Below are 20003 nucleotides of genomic sequence, written 5' to 3' on the forward strand. Positions count from 1 at the left end.
ATTGATCATTGGGGGGCGTTTATTTTGACTGAAAAAAGTGTTTGGAAGATGAATGGTTTTATCGGCATTTTGGCCATTCTGGTTCTCGCTGCTCTTGGGATAGGTGCTGCCGTTTTACAAATCGTCTGGGCAGCCGCGATACTTTGGCTCGGAGCAATCGTATTGATGACGGGAATAACGATTGTTCCACCTAATAAAACGAAAGTTGTTACTTTTTTCGGACGCTATAGTGGAAGTGTCCGTGATAATGGTATCTATCTGACAATCCCTCTGACAACTCGAAGGACCGTATCGTTTCGTGTCCGGAACTTCAACAGTCAGAAACTGAAGGTTAATGATGTGGAAGGTAATCCAATAGAAATTGCCGCTGTAGTTGTTTTCAAAGTTGTTGACTCAGCAAAAGCTTTGTTTGATGTTGATGACTATGGCCAATTCGTTGAAATTCAAAGTGAAACTGCTGTGCGTCACATTGCTTCACAATATCCCTATGACAATTTTGAAGAAAAAGGATTTTCACTCAGAAGCAACGCGGCGGAAATTTCGAATCTGCTTAAGGAAGAACTGCAGGAAAGACTGCTTCTTGCCGGTGTTGAAGTGATTGAAACGCGTCTGACCCATTTGGCTTATTCTACGGAGGTAGCTCAAGCGATGCTGCAACGCCAGCAGGCATCGGCAATCATTGCTGCCCGTCAGAAAATTGTGGATGGTGCTGTTGGAATGGCTCAGATGGCGATTCAACGCCTCGAGGATGAACACGTGCTCGAACTCGATGAAGAACGTAAGGTCAACATGGTTAACAATTTGATGGTTGCTATTGTCTCAGACAAGGCAACGCAGCCGGTAATTAATACAGGAAGTCTGTATTAACAAACGGGGTTTTTCTATGGCCAAGAAAAAAAGTTTTTTATTACGTATCGATCCGAATCTATACGATATCATGCAGCGGTGGGCAGATGACGAGTTTCGCAGTGTAAATGCCCAAATAGAATTTATTTTGCGTCAGGCCGCGATGAGGGCAGGGAGAAACGCGGATAAGGCGAATAAAAAGCATGAGGAGTGATCTTAACACGCTATTCTAAAATAAAATCTTTTTCATTATCGTGTATACTATTCTTGAGGGGATCTTTGTGAGTAGGAGGCGGATAAAATGCGCGTTCAGGAGCTGATGATCAAAGATGTAATTATGCTTCATGAAACGGATTCCATCGAAGTTCTGATAAGGACTATGGTCAAGCACAGGATTGGCGGAGCACCCGTCGTAAATGAAGAAGGTAAACTGACAGGATTCATCAGTGACGGTGATGTGCTTCGCGCGATTTCGCCAAAGCAGCAGAACATCTATGACTTTTACAGTATGATATCAGCAGTAAGAATTGAAATGACGTCCGAACTTTTCAAAGATCTTCTTGAGAAAAAAGTCAAAGACCTTATGAAAAAAAGAAATATTCGTTCAGTACTTTATAGCAGTGAACTAGATGCTGTTTTGCGGACTTTGTCGCATGAGCACATAAAAAAAATTCCCGTCATCGATGATGAACGGCGTGTTGTAGGAATCATCAGTCGCAGCGATGTTATTCGTTATATCGGCGAGCAGGCAATCGGTCAAGAATGACAGCCTGATTATCGTTATGTCAAATCTTAACTTCAAGGTAAAAGAGCAGGGGTGAAACATTCTCCTGCTTTTTCCATGACGATCACTGAACAAATAATAATGAACTGTTTCAACTGAAGACTTTCTCCTTAATTCCCCAAATTTTTTTTGTTTAAACGGATGACGCATTTAGGTTTCATTTGAATATGTTTCTTCTGAGACGCTAGTTACGGCTGAAAATCCATAGCTTTCTGGCTTTACTTTACCCACAGCAGGAATAGTGCGAAGAACGGGTGTCAGCGCTACATATACCGAGTAGAATAGGAATCCAAAACTTGAGAAAGTAAATATCATATTTGGTCCAAACAGTGCGCTGAGCGTCCCACCTGTAAGCGCACCGAGCGGCATCATGCAGGTCGCAATGCTTGCCACAACCGACATGACACGTGCCAGAAGTTCTTTGGGGACAAGATTCTGCATCACTGTAGAATTAATCACATTATTACAACCGAGCGGGATCAGGCTTGCAGAAAACAGTAATATCCTGGCCAGACTGTTTGGAATCAGAGCCGCGCTGATCCACAGGCAAAATCCGATCAGGTAGCCAATCATCAACATTTTTCCGACGGCCACTTTTTCAAAGAATCCTGCACACATCGCACCAACGAGACTCCCGACCGCCATTCCGGCCAGCATCAGTCCATAGATCCACGAACCTCCGAGAAGATCCGCATATGAAGGAAGTGAGGCCGTCAGAGCGCCGAGAGCGAAATTCGTGACCTGTCCGGAGATGATCATTCTTCCGATTACTGAATGGAATACAATGTGAAATCCCTCTTTGAGATCGGAAAAATAGGTCTGTATTTGCTGATGGATCGTTGTGTTACGCTCAGGTCGCCTGACACTTGAAAGTGAAAGCATTGAAAAGAGTACCACAGCGACAGAAAATGTGATGATATCAGCTGTATAGATGGCGATCGCTCCGATAAGTGCAACGAGTGCACCGCCGACTGCATTGAAGACGGACTCAGTACCCTGATATGCGATAGCCATTGCCGAATTTGCCTGTACTCTCTGTTCTTTCTTAAGAATATGCGGAATGAGCGCATTCTCAGCGGGGTAAGAAAACTGACTGAGAAAAGAAACGATCGGCATGACAATGAGAATCAGAGTGACTGAGAGCCTGCCGCTTAAATAAGCGAGTGGAATAAGGGAGAGAATCAGTGCTTGGAAAAGTTGAGTGGTGATTAAAAGCTTCTGTATTGAATATCGATCAAGAATGGGACCAACTGTAAATTGAAAGGTGCGGGGAATGAGTGTCAGAAAGCCTGCAAGGCCAGAATAAAAAGCCGATCCGCCTAACTTGTAGACAAGCCACATAGCGGCTACATAGTACATACTATCGCCGATATTGGTAATCAGGCGTGCGGTGAAAAGTAAACTGAAATTTTTATTATGCAGCAATCCGTTCAATTTACAAAACTTCCTTTTTGCCGATGAGAGAGTTTGAGCCGGAAAATAAACCCACCTTTGATCATCTTCATTTCGGAAAATTATAACATAATAATTTAATAATATGGATAGTCGGTTCACTGAAAATAAACAATTAATTTCGACATTTTTAAGGAGAAAGTAAAAATGTTAGTCAATCTTCAATGTATTTAATGAACTCGCGTGTTTTTGGATGTAGACCATTTCACCGCCATAGTGTCCGGTTAAAGCCAGTGTGATCGAACCGGTCAGACAAATGATCAGGACAAGCGGCATGATAAACTTTCTTTTAAAGAAATAATTAATCAATCTAAGTCCGATTGCTGCTCCGAACAATAATAAAGTGACTGTCGCATAGGCCTGATGTATGTGAACGATCGAACGATAGCCATTACCCCATTGTGACGCCGCAAATTGTTCAGCGCCGTCGCCTGATAAATAGGCAATGATACCCGAGAGAAAGCCCAAGGATAATAACAGCAGGGCAGCTTTGTCAAAAAAGTCCTTCTTCCACACGGCGATGATCTGGAATGCCGTTCCAACAATTAAAAGTGCGATTGGAAAATGGACAAGCAATGGATGAAGTGGTGTTCCAAACATATGAATCGTCTCCTTTTGTTTGCTGATTCAGCTTACAAAAGAAAACTGAAAAGGAACTGAATTATTCGGTGATCTTCAGAACGGGCAGTCGAATTGTGAATATTGTACCTACCTTCATTGCACCCTCCACGGTGATCGTTCCTTTGTATGCACTGACAATTTCATTGGCGATAGATAACCCCAGTCCGCTGCCGCCGTTTTGCCTTGTTCTGCCTTTCTCAACCCGATAAAAGCGTTCAAATATATGTTTGCGTTCCTCATCGGGAATACCGATCCCGGAATCACCGACTGAAAAACAAAACTGATGTTTCTCTTCATTTGGCCATATTTTCAGTTCAATCCGATCTTTTTTTTTCGTATATTTTAATGCATTATCAAGAAAAATTGTGAGCAGCTGCTTGATTTCAACAGGATTAGCAAGCAGGTATAGCTCTCTTTCTGGAAGTTTACTGATGAGCACTTTTCCTTCGTCCAGTGCTTTCTGATTATAAAAAGAAACCATGGGTAAAACCATCCGAATGAGTGGAAACTTCTTTTTTTCTGAAGCCATGCCATCGTTGTCGGCGCGAGCCAAAGAGAGCAGCTGGCTGATCAGCGAGTTCATATCTTTAACTTCAGCTTTCAGGTCAGTCAGTGTTTCCTTTGAAGACTCGGATAGGCGGCCTTTTTCCTCAGCTTCAAAAAATTCCAGCGATGCCGAGAACACACTGAGCGGAGTTCGCATCTCATGGCTGGCATCGGCGACGAAAGCGCGCTGTTTCTCAAAATTACTTTTGACAGGAAGGACGGCTCGCCTGGCCAGAAAATGGGCGATGATCACTGAGAGTGATGCAGTGCAAATACCCAGCAGGAATAAAATTCGGAACCACCATTCGATTTGCTCATGTGTTTTTATGATGTCTTTTGCTATGACTATATGGCCGTTCTGGACGCCGTCTTCCACAACCGGTTCCAGTGCATATATAATCACGGTTTTACGTCCGGATGATGCCGTGGTCTGCAATACGCCGGTGTGATCCCTGTCCTTCAATTTCGAAAGCAAAACAGATCTCAAGTCCGATGGCAGGGATCCTCTGTAAACAATATCCTTACCATCTTCCGAAAGAAATGCCGATAAAAAAAGAGAGTGCCTGAACGGGCCGCCTTCGAGGTGATGTGTTTCCGCAAATTCGAGAGCCTGATCATGAGCGAGATCATCAACCTGCCAGCTGACAGACTGATAGATCATACTTTTGAAAACAAAAAAGAGAATGAAGAAGATAGCCGCCAGTGTCAGAAAAAACCAAAAGCTGTACGTCAATGTCAGTTTTCGCTGCAGCTGTTTAAACATCTTCGTTCACCCACATATAGCCAAATCCGCGAATCGTCTTTATGTAGCTGTTCCGTTTTGTTTGGCCCAGCTTCTTTCGAAGAAGTTTGACGAAAGCCTCCATCGTATTATAGGTAACTTCACTTTCTTCTTCCCAGACCCTGGCGATGATCTGATCTTTTGACAGGATCCTTCCGGTATTCTTAACAAAATAGACAAGCAGTTGAAATTCTCTCGGAGTTAGGATGATTATTTCCTCTCCACGTTTCGTGATGTGGTTAGCCAAATCAATGGTTAGGTCGTGGGATGTAATGGTGTTATGATCGATAGGGAAAAAGTTTCTCCGGGAGAGCGAGCGTATTCGTGCAAAAAGTTCTTCAAAAGCGAAAGGCTTGACCATATAGTCGTCAGCTCCGGCATCCAGTCCGATTACGCGATCCTCAAGTCCTCCCCGGGCGGTCAGTATCAATATCGCGCCACTGTACCCCTCGTTTCGCAGTACCTTGCTGACCTGAACGCCGTCCCGTTCTGGCAGCATCCAGTCGAGAACAATCACGTCGTAGTCTCCGGTTAAAGCTTGATCAGACGCACTGATTCCGTCTACAACCCAGTCGACCGTAAATTGTTCCTTCTTGAGCATTTTGACGATTAGTTTTCCAAGCCTCTGATCATCTTCGGCAAGCAATATTTTCATAATTCACCCTCGTTTTCAGAAATCCTTCACTCCATTATAAGGTTCGTCCTTCAGAAAAGGCTATGACTTTTCCTATGTTTCATTACAAATCTGAATTCCTTTCATTGCCATGGGGACTTTGCTATAATTTAAGGATGAAACTAACAAAGGGGGCTCTTCTGTGGTTGAGTCTAAGTTCAGCAAGGTTGATTTTTCGAAGTACTTTCAGCCGCCTTCTCTGAAAGATGCGCGAAGACGTCGCAGAGAACCGGTTCATATCATAAATGATTTCAGTATTCCGGATGAAATGAAGACGATCGGAAGGGGAAAAAAATATTTAATCGAGACTTACGGCTGTCAGATGAACGAAGCGGACACCGAGGTAATGGCCGGAATTCTTGAAAAAATGGAATACCAGGAAACTGAAGATACCGATCAGGCGGATATCATCCTGATTAATACATGCGCCATTCGGGAAAATGCCGAGAACCGGGTGTTCGGCCACATTGGCAGGATGAAACAACTGAAACTTGAGAAACCTGAACTGATCATCGGACTCTGCGGCTGTATGGCACAGGAAGAGACAGTGGTCAATAAAGTGCTTCAAACCTATCAACAGGTGGATCTCATTTTCGGAACACATAATATTCACAGGCTGCCGCAGCTGTTGCAGGAGGCTCTGTTCAGCAAAGAGATGGTCGTTGAGGTCTGGTCCAAGGAGGGAGACATTGTTGAAAACCTTCCAATGGCGAGACATGGCCATTTTCAGGCATGGGTCAATATCATGTTTGGCTGTGATAAATTCTGCACGTATTGTATCGTGCCTTATACCCGTGGCAAAGAAAGAAGCCGCCGGCCGGAGGAGATTATCAGCGAGGTCAGGGAACTCGCACGTCTCGGTTATAAAGAAATCACTCTGCTCGGCCAGAATGTCAATGCTTATGGGAAAGATTTAAAGGATCTCGATCAATATGGTCTCGGCAATTTGATGGATGAGATTCGGAAAATAGGCATTCCACGCGTTCGATTTACCACTAGCCATCCTAAAGATTTTGATGACCATCTGATTGAGGTGCTTGGCAAAGGCGGAAATCTGTGTGAGCATATCCATCTTCCGGTACAATCCGGGAATTCGGATATTCTGAAGATTATGGGGCGCGGATACACACGTGAGCATTATCTGGATCTTTTTCACAGGATAAAAAAGGCTGTTCCCCATGCGTCGTTTACAACGGACATCATCGTCGGTTTTCCGAACGAAACGGAAGAACAGTTTGAAGATACGATGTCCCTTGTACGCGAATGCCGATTTGACGGAGCTTATACTTTCATCTATTCGCCGCGCTCAGGGACGCCCGCAGCAAGGATGACCGACAATGTGCCGATGGAAGTTAAGAAAGAGCGGTTGCAGCGGCTGAATGCTCTGGTAGACGAACTTGCTGCGAAAAGCAATGCGAAGTACCAGAATCAGGTCGTGGAAGTTCTCGTTGAAGGCGAAAGCCGTAAAAACGCGTCTGTCCTGTCCGGGCACACTCGAACAAATAAAGTGGTCAACTTTGTCGGCCCTGAAACACTGATCGGTCAGCTGGTCCATATTAAAATTACTGAAGCAAAAATGTGGTCGCTTGATGGAGAATGGCAGAGAGAACCTGAGGTTGCTGGACGATGAGTGATACGTTTTCAAGAGAAGAGATACTGGCAAAAGCGCAGGAAGTCGCTAACCACTTGTCTGAAACAGATCAGGTTCGATTCTATAAACAGGCTGAGGCAAAAATCAGCGCCAATATGAAAGTACAGAATTTGGTCGATGAAATCAAGAAATATCAGAAAGAGTCAGTGAATCTTCAGCATTTTCAAAAACATGAAGCCTACAGGCAGAATGAAGCGCGGATTGATGAACTTCAGAAAGAACTTGACAGTCTTCCGGTTGTTCAGCAATTCAAAGAGTCACAGAATGAGATTAATGACTTCCTGCAGCAGGTAGTGGATCTGGTTTCCGGACGGATTGCCGAGAGCAGTGCAGATAAAGAAAACAAGCATTAATTTTGAAGCTTTAAGTGAAACAGCCATCACAGCCATCATCCAAGTCTAAAAACTCCCGTATATCCAGGGAGTTTTTTTCACATGTGTCATTCGCCTTGCATAACATGAAAATGAAGAAGGCAAAGGAGGTTTGGACTTTTGGCAGATCACGCATATAGAGAAATTATTACAAAGGCCATCTGCGGAAAGGGTAAGAAAGCCAGCCAATCCGCACATTCCCTGACACCGACGCATAAACCCTCGAACATCCTGGGATGCTGGGTCATCAATCATAAATATAAGACACAATATCAAAAGGATGCGGTCATTGTCGAAGGAACCTATGACATCAATACATGGTATTCCTATAATAACAATACCCGTACAGAAGTTGCCTGCGAGACTGTGGGGTACCGTGACAAAATTCGGCTGACCCTTCGAGACAAAAACCTTGTATCCGACAAAGTGGAATGCACATGCCGGCCGTTGCAAGAACCTAATTGTCTGGAAGCGAAGATATCTTCGAACGGCAACAGGGTTGAGGCTCAGGTAGAGCGGGAGTTTCTGGTAGAGGTCATTGGTGAGACCAAGGTTAAAGTGCAGGTGGATGATGAAGGACTGGTCGAAGCGGATAGCGACGATGATGATGAACTGGACGAAGAATTGAAAGGGCTTGATTCCGAATTGCTCACAGACGAAGATGAGTAACGGAGAGGGGAGAGTGATCTTCCCTTTTTTTCTTTTTTTAAGGCTCTGTTTAAATTCACTGTTGATTTTTGTCACTCCTTTGATTGGAGCGGAAGGTGCGAGACTCCGAGGGTCAAAATGAATGGTCATGATTTTTTTCTCATAGCGACGCTTGCCTCGATCATGCGACGAACCTGATCTACCGAAGCGAAAAAGGATTTCTTTTCATCCGCTGACAATTCGTGATGACCATACCTTACTTTATGATAGCCATGAATCAAATCTTGATTTGGATGGCCTTGTTCGATACGCAGCAGCCAATCGGACAGCGTTTCTGTGGTGCGGCGCCCCATGCCCGCTTTTTCTGCCGCTTTCTGAAGTGAAAAAATTGCTTTTCTGACTGGATCCCGTGGAGGCAAGAGATGGCCTAATAGTCTCTTCGATTCTCTCTTGTTGCGAAAGGATGCGGATCTTTCTGTCAGTGTTACTGAAACACTCTCCTTTGCTGATGGAAGGTGAAAATTCCTTTTCCTGAACTTCAAATACAGAACGACAGCCACAATAGCGGTGAGAAAGAGCCCCATCCAATACGGATAATCATGCTGTGGATAGATATGAGGCATAATCTGATCGCTACTTTTCTGATTCGCATTCGAATTCTGGAGCGCTTTTTTGATACGCATGGATTTTTCAGGTGTCACAAAATGATTCAGAAGGACCCAGTAAGCATTGGCAATAACATAAAGCGCATTTTTTAAAAGAACATTGAAGAGAAAGCCATAGATCCACAGGAAAAAGGGCTTAAGAATAGAAACAATCAGCGAAAGAATGGCTGCGGTACAAATGAAAGCTACTGTGAGTACGGGGAGATAACGGTTTTCACTGCGATTTTCCGTGATCAGGAAAATATTCAACAAAACCAGTTCTGCAAGTAGTATCAGAAAAAGCAGCGGCCGGTGACTAATCCCGGAAAAGAGGTAATCAAAGATAGTTACAGTTGAGGAGACCAGAAAAAGCAGCCATAAGTGAGCCGCATTTCTCCTTTCTAATCCGATTGACGAGAAGTACGTAAAAAGGACGGCAATCAGGCAAGAGGGTAGAAAGGGGATATGAAAAAACAGAAAAGCTGTGAGACTGCAGGCGATGGACAGTACCCAAATATTTGACAGTTTCATCCTATTCCACTTAAATAGGCAAGTGAGAAGTGTCCCCTGAATGACTGCGAGAATCGCGAGCGGGAAGAAAACCGTCCAATTTGCCGCGCTAAATGGCAACAAAATTAAATAACTAAGCAGCAAAACATATCCGAAGTAAAGCGATAATGGGAGAACATGGCGTAATTTAGTCAATGTCCACACCTCCTGCTGAATTGACCGATGTCAATGCGGAAGAATTCTCCGAGAGCACCAGCTGATAAACTGAATGTCCCTCTTTCAGAAGAGGATAAAGCTGCTGATGCACTCTACCGGAAGGATCAAAGTCCATAATGAAAATGATCCGCTTGCCACTCAACCTGTTACGGATTGCCCGAACCGCTCGGTCTATCGGAGTTTTTATTTGCCATTTCTGCATAAATGCAAAGAGTTCCCAGGCTTTTTTCAGCTGAGGCATGCCTTGATTTTCTTCAATTATCGTCATTTGAGACAAGCCCATCGGCTTATTGTTGCAGTATATATCATAAGGATAGTGGTGCCGGCAAGCGTACTCGGTCATAAATGCGGCCGCGGACAGACGTCTCTCAAAGTCCTCGGTTGTCTTATTCGCAAGGTAATTCGTCTCGGACAAAAATAAGAACGTCCAGGATACTTGAGCGACTTGCTCAAAAGTCTTGGTCTGAAGTTTTCCGAGCCGGGCAGTTGCTTTCCAATGAATATGTCTGAAAGGATCGGAATGCTCGTAATCCCGTATTCCGGTCGGCAAGGTATAGTCTTTGATGAGAGAATGGGGCGCGCGATTGAAACCAAGATCTGCGGGGATCATTCGATTCAGGTTATGAACGGGCTCCGGTTTGGGATACACAATGATGCGGGTTCTGATCATTTCATTCGGCTTGAGCGTACAGCGGAAAACATGAAAGGGATCTTCGCAAGTGATTGCAAGCGTCTGTATTCTGGCTGTACCCCGACTAAGCCCATAAACCGGACAGCTGATCGTCGTTTTTCTATTTGCGGGCGCCATAATAGTAAAATGAAAACTACGGTCATCGGGCGCAACCGGATCCGCAGAAAAACGGACATTCTCATCTGCTGTCATTTCCCCACGCATTGAGAGAAATGGAAAACGTGACGTATTTATGAACGTCAGCACAAGGCGGCCGCTTTCGCCGGTGGACAGCCGTACAGGCAGTGCTGAATTATCCAGATAAAAGTGCACGACCATATACATCAAATATTTTTTTGAAAGAAAAGCGATCCCCAATAAAAAAAGGCCAGCAGAAATAAGAATCAGCGTATTCATGAAAAACCCGAGCAGAAATACGATGAAGCCCAGCGTATAGAGAAATGACTGAATCTGCGTTTTCTGATCTTCCACGGACCAATTCATTAATGTCGGACACCCGATTCAAGAGGGACCTCAATTTGTTCCATCAATTGGTTCATCATCTGTTTTTTGGTCGTGTGCAGATCCCCCTCCATTGACAGGACGAGACGGTGCGAGAGGATGACGGGTGCCATTTCCTTTACGTCTTCGGGTACTGCAAAATTCCGTCCGCTTAAAAAAGCTTTGCCCTGAACGCCGCGCATCAGGGCAAGAGTACCTCTCGGGCTAACGCCGCTCGCGATCCATTCATGATCCCGGGTCGCGCGAACAATCTTCAGCAAATAATCTTCGACTGGTGTGTCAATCTGAACTTGTTTTACTTTCTCCTGTAAGGACTGGATCTTATCCAGTGAAAAGACAGGTTTTAGAGTTTCGAGAGGATCATTCTCACGGTACAGATGCATCATTTTTCTTTCTTCATCAAGAGAAGGATATCCGGCCGAAATTTGCATGAAAAATCGGTCCATCTGTGCTTCAGGAAGTGTAAATGTTCCCTGAGATTCAATCGGGTTCTGAGTGGCGACGACCATAAAAGGGGCACCTACAGGCAATGTTTCGCCTTCGATGGTTACCTGACGTTCCTCCATCACTTCCAGCAGGCTGGATTGAGCGCGCGGTGTCGCGCGATTGATTTCATCCGCAAGCAGAATATTGGTCATCACCGGACCTGGCTTAGTTTCAAAGTCCTGTGTCTTCGGATTGAAATATTGAATGCCTGTAATATCCGAAGGCAGGATGTCAGGCGTAAACTGTATCCGCTTGAAAGTGCCTTTGATCGATTTTGCCAAGGCTTTGGCAAGCATTGTTTTACCGGTACCGGGCACATCTTCCATCAGCAGATGGCCGCGGCAGATCAGTGCAATCATCATCTGTTCGACAAGTCCATCCTTCCCAACAAGGACCTGCTGCACATTTTGCTTCAGCTGCTCCAGCTCTTCGATCATGGTTACCAACCTTCTTCCCCCATTTGTTTTTATCATTATAACATTTAATGGACATCACCTTATGGGAAAAAATCTCATCTTGGGGAGCAGTTTCAAAGTATCCCGTTTGGGCGTACGTGTGTGCTATAATAAAACGATGAACACAAGAGGCTGGGGTGGACGCGGATGAGTTATACACCAATGATTCATCAATATTTGGATATAAAAGCGCAGTATCCGGACGCTTTTTTATTTTTTCGTTTAGGCGATTTTTATGAACTGTTTTTTGACGACGCAGTGAAAGCTTCGAAAGAGCTGGAAATTGCGCTAACGTCACGCAACGGAGGAAAAGACGAATACATACCGATGTGCGGCGTGCCCTATCACGCTGTCAAACAATATATTAAAGTGTTGATCGATAAAGGGTACAGGATTGCGATCTGCGAGCAGATGGAAGATCCCAAACTCGCAAAGGGCATGGTTAAGCGTGAAGTGATTCAGATGATCACGCCGGGGACGATCATGGAAGACGAGTCTCTTGAGCCTAAGAAAAATAATTATCTAGCGGCACTCAGCTCGTTTGACGATGGCTCGTATGGCTATGCGATGAGCGATCTGACAACCGGAGAAACGAAAGTGACGATGATTTCTGCATGGGACGGTGTCATTGAGGAACTGGACGCCAACGATGTCCGAGAGATTGTGCTTGATCCCGCTTTTGATCAAAACAGGAAAGAGTGGCTGACTGAACGGCTGAATGTGACTCTCTCGGAAGACGCTAATGATATTGTTCCGGAACATCTGAAAGCGATCGTTTCTGGCATTGATCAGGAAAAACTGCTGCGGCCGCTCGGCAGACTGCTGAATTATCTTGTGATCACGCAGAAACGTTCGCTGGACCATCTTCAGCAAGCCGATGTCTATCATATTAACGAATATATGATGATTGATCCGCATTCGCGGCGCAATCTTGAACTGACTCAGACGAACCGCGATAAAAAAACATATGGCTCATTGCTCTGGTTGCTCGACGATGTGAAAACTGCCATGGGCGGCAGGCGGCTGAAGCAATGGATCGAAAAACCGCTTCTAAGCGAGAAAAAAATCGAAGACCGGCTCAATGCAGTCTCGGCTCTTAAAACACATATGCTGGAACGTGAAACGCTTCGTGGATCGTTAAATGAGGTATACGATCTAGAGCGCTTGGTCGGAAGGGTTTCTTTTGGAAACGTGAATCCTCGCGAGGTATTGCAGCTGAAGCGTTCACTGGATCAGGTGCCTGACATTAAAAAAACACTCGCGGAAATTTCTGACGAAGCTCTGAAAACCTACGGAGATGAAATGGATCCGTGTGAAGCTGTCCGATCCCTTATTGCCCAAGCCATCGTTGATGATCCGCCATTCTCAACTGCTGATGGAGGAATAATCAGAAAGGGCTACGATGAGACGCTTGATCGTTACCGGGACGCCTCAAAAAACGGCAAGCGCTGGATCGCTGAACTTGAAGCGAAAGAGCGACAGGAAACCGGCATCAAATCACTGAAAATCGGATATAACCGTGTTTTCGGTTATTATATTGAGGTTTCCCGGCCTAATCTGAAACTGCTTCCCGAAGGCCGCTATGAACGGCGGCAGACCCTGTCAAATGCCGAACGGTTTATTACACCGGAACTGAAAGAGAAAGAACAGGTGATCCTGGAGGCAGAGGAAAAGCGGGTCGGGCTTGAGTATCAGCTTTTCAGTGATGTCCGTATGAAAATTAAGGAATTTGCGGCCAGATTACAGAAGTTGGCTCGGTTGGTCAGCGGTCTTGATGTACTGCAGAGTTTTGCCTCAGTCAGTGACAAAAATGGTTATGTCCGGCCCACATTTTCAGAAGATCGTACACTTGCGATTGAAAACAGCCGCCATCCGGTGATTGAGAAAGTGATGAAAGACGGCGCGTTTGTTTCTAATAATGTACATATGGACAAAACCTGCGATATGTTGCTGATCACCGGTCCTAACATGGGCGGAAAAAGCACGTATATGCGCCAAGCTGCGCTGACAGCAATCATGGCCCAGATTGGCTGTTTCGTGTCTGCAGATCAAGCGGTCCTTCCAATTTTTGACCAGATCTTCACCCGAATCGGTGCGGCAGATGATCTAGTGTCCGGGCAAAGTACCTTTATGGTTGAAATGGATGAGGCGAGGTATGCGCTCACCCACGCGACACAAAACAGTTTGATTTTGCTTGATGAAATCGGACGGGGAACTTCGACCTATGACGGAATTGCCATCGCACAGGCTATTGTTGAATATATTCATCAGCATATTTCTGCTAAAACTTTTTTTTCAACACATTATCATGAACTGACATTTCTGGAAGATAAATTGCCCCGACTGAAGAATGTTCATGTCGGCGCTATGGAAGAAAAGGGCAATGTAGTTTTTCTACACAAAGTCCTGAGCGGTCAGGCGGATAAAAGTTACGGGATCCACGTTGCAAAGCTGGCCGGGCTTCCCGGGGATCTAATTGATCGTGCAGACGAAATATTGGAAGGACTGGAGAAAGAGAAGGGGAAACAAGTTCCGTCAGATCAGGTTGCAGTAATCAGGGAAGAAGCAGCAGCCGAAGAACATCCTGTATCCCGTCCTCACGATGAAAAACCGGAACAGCTTGACCTGTTTGGTAGTCCTGAGCCGAGCCGTATCGCAAAAATAAGCCGCCGCGAGCAGAAAGTCATTCATGAACTCGGAAAACTGGATCTGATGACGATGACACCGATGGACGCGATGAATCAGCTGTTCACGCTCCAAAAAGAATTGAAGAAATGAATCCTTTGCCGAGATGAATTGAAAGAAGGGGAACAGATTGGGTGTAATCAAAAGACTGAGTGAATCGCTCGCCAACAAGATTGCCGCCGGTGAAGTGGTGGAACGCCCGGCATCTGTTGTCAAAGAGTTAACAGAAAATGCGATCGATGCCGGAGCGACGACGATCAGAATTGACATTGAAGAAGGCGGTCTTCAATCCATCAAAGTGACAGACAACGGACGGGGTTTTGCACCAGAAGACTGCCTGATCGCTTTTGAACGTCATGCGACGAGCAAAATTCATGAGGATTCCGACCTCTTTCATATTAGTACACTCGGCTTCCGTGGAGAAGCGTTACCGAGCATCGCTGCCGTTTCATACCTGGAACTAAAAACTTCGGACGGCGTGAATTCTGGTACCCACCTTGTCCTGCAGGGCGGACATGTGATTCAGTCGGGACACACTCAGAGCCGCAAGGGAACGGAAATAACGGTCAGCCGTCTTTTTTACAATACACCGGCAAGGCTGAAATACCTGAAAAGCATTCATACCGAACTCGGCCAAATTACAGATGTGGTTAACCGCATGGCACTGTCTTACCCGCATGTCCGTTTTATCCTGACTCACGATGATGGAAAAGTTGTTTTCCAGACCAACGGCAGCGGAGAACTGAGCCACGTGCTTGCTTCAATTTACGGCGTTAAGACGGCCAAAGCCGCCGTTCCCTTTACCGGTGACTCTCTTGATTTTCATGTGGAGGGTTTGGCGGTTCATCCGCAGATTTCCCGTGCCGGGCGCCAGTATGTCTACATTTTTGTCAATGACCGTTTTATCAGGAACTATCCAATCTTTAACAGTATTACTGAAGGCTACCATACTTTGCTGATGATTGGGCGTTATCCGATCTGTGTCATTCATATTAAAATGGATCCCTCACTGATTGACGTCAATGTTCATCCGGCTAAACTGGAAGCCAGAATCAGCAAGGAAAAAGATCTGTGTGAATTGATCACAAAAACAATCCGCGAAACCTTTCACCAGGAACGGCTGATACCGACTGTAAACACAAGGGAACGCCAGCCGCGTCTTCAAAATACGCAGCAGTCGATGGATTTCTCTCCTGACGTTGCCATCGGTCCGGATATTTCTGGCGTTCATGAGTCTTTTCAGGAATCGTCACCGATCGGTGAGAAAGAAAATTTTCTGGAGCAGGTTCATGAACAAGGGCCTGAAGAATTATCTGAAGACAAATTTTTTCGGCAAGCCTCGGTTTCTGCTGAAACAGATGATTTGAGAGAACCCACGGATTATCCGAAACAGACGGATGAAGAGCCCGAAACATCCAGACGTATGCCGGAGCTCTATCCGATCGGGCAAATGCACGGAACATATATTTTTGCCCAGAACGAAGACGGTCTGTACATCATCGATCAGCATGCCGCCCAGGAACGGATCAATTATGAATATTACCGTGAAAAAGTGGGCGAGAATGCGCGTGAAGTGCAAGAACTGCTTGTCCCGATGACTTTTGAATTCACGGATTCAGAATATGAAGCCGTGATGGAGTACCATGATTACCTGAAAGAAATTGGTCTTGATTTCGAACCCTTCGGCGAGCGTTCATTGATTGTCCGTTCACACCCGACCTGGATGCCGAAAGGACGCGAGCCCCAGATGATTGAGGATACTGTTCAACAGCTGATTGAAAGCGGAAAAATCTCAATCAAAAAGCTGCGGAATGATTTGGCCAAAATGATGTCCTGCAAGCGGGCAATCAAGGCTAATCACTATCTGCGCCCGGATGAAATCCAGGCGCTGCTTGATTCACTCAACAAAGCGAAAGATCCTTTCACTTGTCCGCATGGACGGCCAGTGCTGGTGCACTTCACCCCCTACGAAATGGAAAAGATGTTTAAACGCGTTCAATAATACATTTCTGAGATGGATAAATTCGATCTGCTCATGATTTGTCCATATGATTTTTATTTGTCCAGATGCTAGCAACCAATGTTCATATTCTTCTTACTTCCCTGGCTTTGCCGGGATACATAATAAAATCCGGTCAGTGAACTTCTGATAAATAAGTTAAAGATTAGACTATGTAATTTTTTTAGATAAGTTTATAGATTTTATAGCATAGCAGTACGATGACTTTTGTAAGGAGGTAAATACGTAAATTTGTAGAAAGGAGAAAACATTTTGAGAGCTAAATTAATTTCCATGATTTTATTGACATTTGCCGTTACTTTTACAGTTTCTATTCCGACAAGTGCCAATTCCGTTAAAGCCTATATCGCTCACAATGCCGTATATGAAGGACACGCGCGAAAAATTGTGGCGGCTAAAGCTTTTCAGATCAAACTTCCTGTCGGGACTGAAGAATCATCGAATTGGGCCGGATATGCGGTTACTCGTACTGATTCTCATTTCTACACAAATGTAGGCGGTAGTTGGACTGTTCCAAGTGCTTCTGTTATTTCCTCTTCACTTGGATCTCAGTGGATTGGTCTTGGTGGTGTAAGCTCTGGAGACCTTCTTCAAATGGGAACCATTGAGCAGTTTCAAGGAAAACGTGAAATAACCACTCTTTTTTGGGAACAGCTTCCTGCTAATGCCCAAGACATTATGACGGTTCCTACTGGATCCAGAATTAATGCGAAAATCTATCAGGGGCACAATAATACATGGTCGCTACAATTTCAGGTCATTGAACCAAATGGTAAGAGAGTCATGAAAAATATTTCGACTAAGCTTAACAGTGCTTATGCTCAAGGAATAGGGACTTCAGCAGAATGGATCAGTGAAGATCCATCTGATGGAAATGGGAACCTGTATCCATTAGCTAATACAGATGTTGTCAGATACACAAATACAACAGCAAATAATGAAGCAATCGACGGTAAGGGTAACAAAGTAGATCCATTAGCCGTTGTGAATTCTCAAAACAGAATTTTGATTGCTCCGTCGGCCTTAAGCTCAAAGGGCACGGCATTTTCTACAACTAATATTGGAAACAGATATGTATCATTGAGAGCGCACGGTATCCATCATTTCCGTGGAGGGCGTCATTGCTTCAGAAGATAAAGATTAGAAAAACTGTGATGTGTAGTCAAGTGAATATGATTAGATCCTTTGTCAATTTTGATAGGGGGTTTATTTTTTATATCATAAAAAATTCAGTGTAGGAATAAACGCTCTCAGAAGTTGTTCATATCAGATCAGCTTAGATAAAGCAAGGCAGTAAAAGTAAAAACAATGTGCTGGTAGACCGAGAAGCTGTTGTCCTGCATCTCAAGAATTTGGCCATTGCAAAATAAAAAACCTATACCGAAGTGTAGGGAAGCTGTTATGCTGTATAATCTTTATTAATTAACAAATGACGAACGTGAGGGTTATCAGTGAATAACGAAAAGCAATTAAGAATTAAACATGTACTCAGTATTATTCAAACAATATTATTTCTCATTTTTCTATTCTTTTTTGTACAATTATTTTTTGTTAAACCCGCGTTAGATTTCTCGTCGATACGAACCAAAGCAGGCTTATTTTGCTTTTTATATGTCACCCTTACACTGTCGAAAAATTTTATCGCAAGAGAATTTTCAAAAGACAATTAATTAGACAGCATAAAGATTAATTTCGCAATGATGCCGAACTCATCAAAGACAATCATCTGACGCGTGATCATCATGCTAGCCCAAATTCTCTTTTTTAATGTTTGGATATTGTCCTCACAGTTGCCCTAATTTGCCCATGTCGATTTGCGTGCAGTAAAAGAATTTTAAATGAGAAAAATACAAACGAAAAAAGAACCCGTTTGCACGGGTTGTAAAAAGTGATGATTATAATCCTACCTTTTCGAATGCCTGTTTCAAGTCTTTGATAATGTCGTTTGCACTTTCAAGGCCGACGCTGAAGCGCAGGAAACCATGGTTGCGAAATTCTTCGGGATAAAAATCAATCCGTTCATCATCCGGCCCGGTATAGACGATCAAACTTTCATCGTGACCGATGGAGACAGCGGAGATGATCAGTTGGAGTGCGTTCACAAAATCATTGTGACGTTGGACATCTCCTTCAATGCCAAAAGAGAGCACACCGGAATACAAACCATGCATCTGTTTCTCAGCAATCGCGTGTTGCGGATGGCTTTTGAGGCCAGGATAGGCGACAAAAGTGACTCCAGAATAAGATTCAAGGAATTCGGCAACCTTTTGCGCGGTTTCGCTGTGCTGCTTCATACGCAGCGGCAGGGTAACGATGCCGCGCATAATGAGCCAGGCGTTAAACGGACTGATTGCCCCACCGAGGTTGACCATTGCTTCGCGTTTAATTTTATCGATCAAGTCGTGTCGTCCGATTACGGCTCCTCCCATCGCATCGCCGTGACCGTTAATGTATTTGGTAAGGCTATGTACCACCAGATCGGCACCGAGTTCTAGCGGACGCTGAATATAGGGTGATGCAAATGTGCTGTCAACGGAGACCAGTGCCCCTGCTTCGTGTGCCAGTTTGGTGATTGCAGCAATATCGCTTACCCGTGTGGTGGGATTCCCTGGTGTTTCCAGATGGATCAGCTTGGTATTTGGACGGATCGCTTGCCGAACCTGTTCCAAATCTGACGTGTCAATTAGCGAAACTTCGACACCGTATTTTTCTGGAAAGTATTCATGGAGCAGCCTATAGACTGCAATATACGAAACATCCGTGCAAATCACATGTGCGTTTTTGTCAATAAAACTGAAAAATACGCCTGCCAGCGCAGCGACTCCCGTAGCGAGTACGACACAATCTTCGCCGCCTTCGAGTGAGGCAAGACGCTCTTGCAGATACAATTGGTTCGCCGATGTCGTCCGTGTATAAATAATATTATTTGGATCGCTCCAGTTGAGTGTTGATGCGTCGTCTGGCAAGCGATAGCTGTTAGCCATTGTAATTGGTCTGCGAATGGCTCCTGTCTCTTTATCAATATCATTCCCCACATGAATGCATCGAGTTAAAAACTCGGCATTGTTGAAATTGACCATAAGGTTCGCCCCCATTTTAGTTTCCGGATCCGTCAAGAATTTTGTTTACGGATTCTAATATATTCATCGTAAATTCCGCTTATCAATTAGTCAACGATTAATCTCAGTATTCTTCTGTTCTTTGTAAGCTTAGATTTGGAGACAGACCTTGATGTCATAGGATAAAACAGCTCTTCATGCGATTAATTGGCACTTATTAGAGCATGTTCAAGGGGAAAAGTATAAAGCCGGTCATTGAACGGAATAAGAATTTATCATCCGCATTGTATTTTAACGATGAGAAGGAGAGAATGAAACAGACCTTAAAACGGGCAAGTTTAAATATTTGTAAATGACGATCAG

17 protein-coding genes are annotated in these 20003 nt (G+C 44.5%); 9 read left to right on the top strand and 8 right to left on the bottom strand.

Annotated elements, in window-relative coordinates:
• Positions 1 to 24 precede the first annotated feature (24 nt).
• The 3 genes from E4665_RS01325 (at position 25) to E4665_RS01335 (ending at position 1612) form a co-directional block, all read left to right on the top strand.
• Positions 25 to 867 carry an SPFH domain-containing protein gene (locus E4665_RS01325; protein WP_135346992.1) on the top strand — a complete coding sequence of 281 codons (843 nt, stop codon included), beginning with the start codon at positions 25 to 27 and terminating at the stop codon, positions 865 to 867.
• A 16-nt stretch (positions 868 to 883) separates the two neighbouring features.
• Positions 884 to 1060 (top strand): type II toxin-antitoxin system antitoxin, encoded by a 177-nt coding sequence (locus E4665_RS01330; RefSeq protein ID WP_135346993.1) that lies wholly within the window; start codon positions 884 to 886, stop codon positions 1058 to 1060.
• Positions 1061 to 1147: 87 nt separating this feature from the next.
• The gene (locus tag E4665_RS01335) at positions 1148 to 1612 is read left to right on the top strand and encodes a CBS domain-containing protein (RefSeq protein ID WP_135346994.1); all 465 of its coding nucleotides are present in this window, start codon (positions 1148 to 1150) and stop codon (positions 1610 to 1612) included.
• 168 nt (positions 1613 to 1780) lie between these two features.
• Here the strand turns inward: E4665_RS01335 and E4665_RS01340 are convergent, their stop codons facing one another.
• The 4 genes from E4665_RS01340 to E4665_RS01355 all read right to left on the bottom strand — a co-directional run bounded on the left by E4665_RS01340 (position 1781) and on the right by E4665_RS01355 (position 5685).
• On the bottom strand, positions 1781 to 3064 hold the full coding sequence (locus tag E4665_RS01340) for an MFS transporter (protein ID WP_135346995.1): 1284 nt from the start codon (positions 3062 to 3064) through the stop codon (positions 1781 to 1783).
• A 168-nt stretch (positions 3065 to 3232) separates the two neighbouring features.
• Positions 3233 to 3682, bottom strand: a complete 450-nt coding sequence (locus E4665_RS01345) for a DUF2231 domain-containing protein (RefSeq protein ID WP_135346996.1) — start codon at positions 3680 to 3682, stop codon at positions 3233 to 3235.
• 61 nt (positions 3683 to 3743) lie between these two features.
• On the bottom strand, positions 3744 to 5012 hold the full coding sequence (locus E4665_RS01350) for a sensor histidine kinase (RefSeq protein WP_135346997.1): 1269 nt from the start codon (positions 5010 to 5012) through the stop codon (positions 3744 to 3746).
• The gene (locus E4665_RS01355; RefSeq protein ID WP_135346998.1) at positions 5005 to 5685 is read right to left on the bottom strand and encodes a response regulator transcription factor; all 681 of its coding nucleotides are present in this window, start codon (positions 5683 to 5685) and stop codon (positions 5005 to 5007) included. Before E4665_RS01355 ends, E4665_RS01350 begins: the two co-directional genes overlap by 8 nt.
• Before the next feature lie 160 nt (positions 5686 to 5845).
• Here E4665_RS01355 and miaB point away from each other — a divergent pair, with 160 nt between their 5' ends.
• From miaB to cotE, 3 genes are all read left to right on the top strand, one after another.
• A complete protein-coding gene (gene miaB / locus E4665_RS01360) occupies positions 5846 to 7333 on the top strand; it encodes a tRNA (N6-isopentenyl adenosine(37)-C2)-methylthiotransferase MiaB (RefSeq protein ID WP_135346999.1) in 1488 nt (495 codons plus the stop codon).
• The gene (locus tag E4665_RS01365; protein ID WP_135347000.1) at positions 7330 to 7707 is read left to right on the top strand and encodes a YlbF/YmcA family competence regulator; all 378 of its coding nucleotides are present in this window, start codon (positions 7330 to 7332) and stop codon (positions 7705 to 7707) included. The genes miaB and E4665_RS01365 overlap by 4 nt, the downstream gene beginning before the upstream one ends.
• Positions 7708 to 7845: 138 nt before the next feature.
• Positions 7846 to 8394 (top strand): outer spore coat protein CotE, encoded by a 549-nt coding sequence (gene cotE / locus E4665_RS01370; RefSeq protein ID WP_135347001.1) that lies wholly within the window; start codon positions 7846 to 7848, stop codon positions 8392 to 8394.
• Positions 8395 to 8519: 125 nt separating this feature from the next.
• Here the strand turns inward: cotE and E4665_RS01375 are convergent, their stop codons facing one another.
• Genes E4665_RS01375 through E4665_RS01385 form a run of 3 tightly spaced genes read right to left on the bottom strand, consistent with a single transcriptional unit; the run spans position 8520 to position 11858 of the window.
• Positions 8520 to 9722, bottom strand: coding sequence for a DUF4129 domain-containing protein (locus E4665_RS01375; RefSeq protein WP_135347002.1), 1203 nt, complete (start codon positions 9720 to 9722; stop codon positions 8520 to 8522).
• Positions 9715 to 10917: a DUF58 domain-containing protein gene (locus E4665_RS01380; RefSeq protein WP_135347003.1), complete on the bottom strand. Its 1203-nt coding sequence runs from the start codon at positions 10915 to 10917 to the stop codon at positions 9715 to 9717. Before E4665_RS01380 ends, E4665_RS01375 begins: the two co-directional genes overlap by 8 nt.
• Positions 10917 to 11858 (bottom strand): AAA family ATPase, encoded by a 942-nt coding sequence (locus E4665_RS01385; protein ID WP_135347115.1) that lies wholly within the window; start codon positions 11856 to 11858, stop codon positions 10917 to 10919. Before E4665_RS01385 ends, E4665_RS01380 begins: the two co-directional genes overlap by 1 nt.
• A gap of 165 nt (positions 11859 to 12023) precedes the next feature.
• Between E4665_RS01385 and mutS the strand changes: the two genes are divergently transcribed.
• From mutS to E4665_RS01400, 3 genes are all read left to right on the top strand, one after another.
• Positions 12024 to 14654, top strand: coding sequence for a DNA mismatch repair protein MutS (gene mutS, locus E4665_RS01390; protein WP_135347004.1), 2631 nt, complete (start codon positions 12024 to 12026; stop codon positions 14652 to 14654).
• A gap of 37 nt (positions 14655 to 14691) precedes the next feature.
• Entirely contained in the window at positions 14692 to 16563 is a 1872-nt protein-coding gene (gene mutL, locus E4665_RS01395; protein WP_135347005.1) for a DNA mismatch repair endonuclease MutL, read from the top strand.
• A gap of 270 nt (positions 16564 to 16833) precedes the next feature.
• Positions 16834 to 17718 (top strand): G1 family glutamic endopeptidase, encoded by an 885-nt coding sequence (locus tag E4665_RS01400; protein ID WP_135347006.1) that lies wholly within the window; start codon positions 16834 to 16836, stop codon positions 17716 to 17718.
• 758 nt (positions 17719 to 18476) lie between these two features.
• Here E4665_RS01400 and E4665_RS01405 read toward each other — a convergent pair.
• Positions 18477 to 19661 carry a trans-sulfuration enzyme family protein gene (locus tag E4665_RS01405; protein WP_135347007.1) on the bottom strand — a complete coding sequence of 395 codons (1185 nt, stop codon included), beginning with the start codon at positions 19659 to 19661 and terminating at the stop codon, positions 18477 to 18479.
• Positions 19662 to 20003 lie beyond the last annotated feature (342 nt).

This window comes from Sporolactobacillus shoreae (assembly GCF_004684935.1).
Taxonomy (GTDB): domain Bacteria; phylum Bacillota; class Bacilli; order Bacillales; family Sporolactobacillaceae; genus Sporolactobacillus; species Sporolactobacillus shoreae.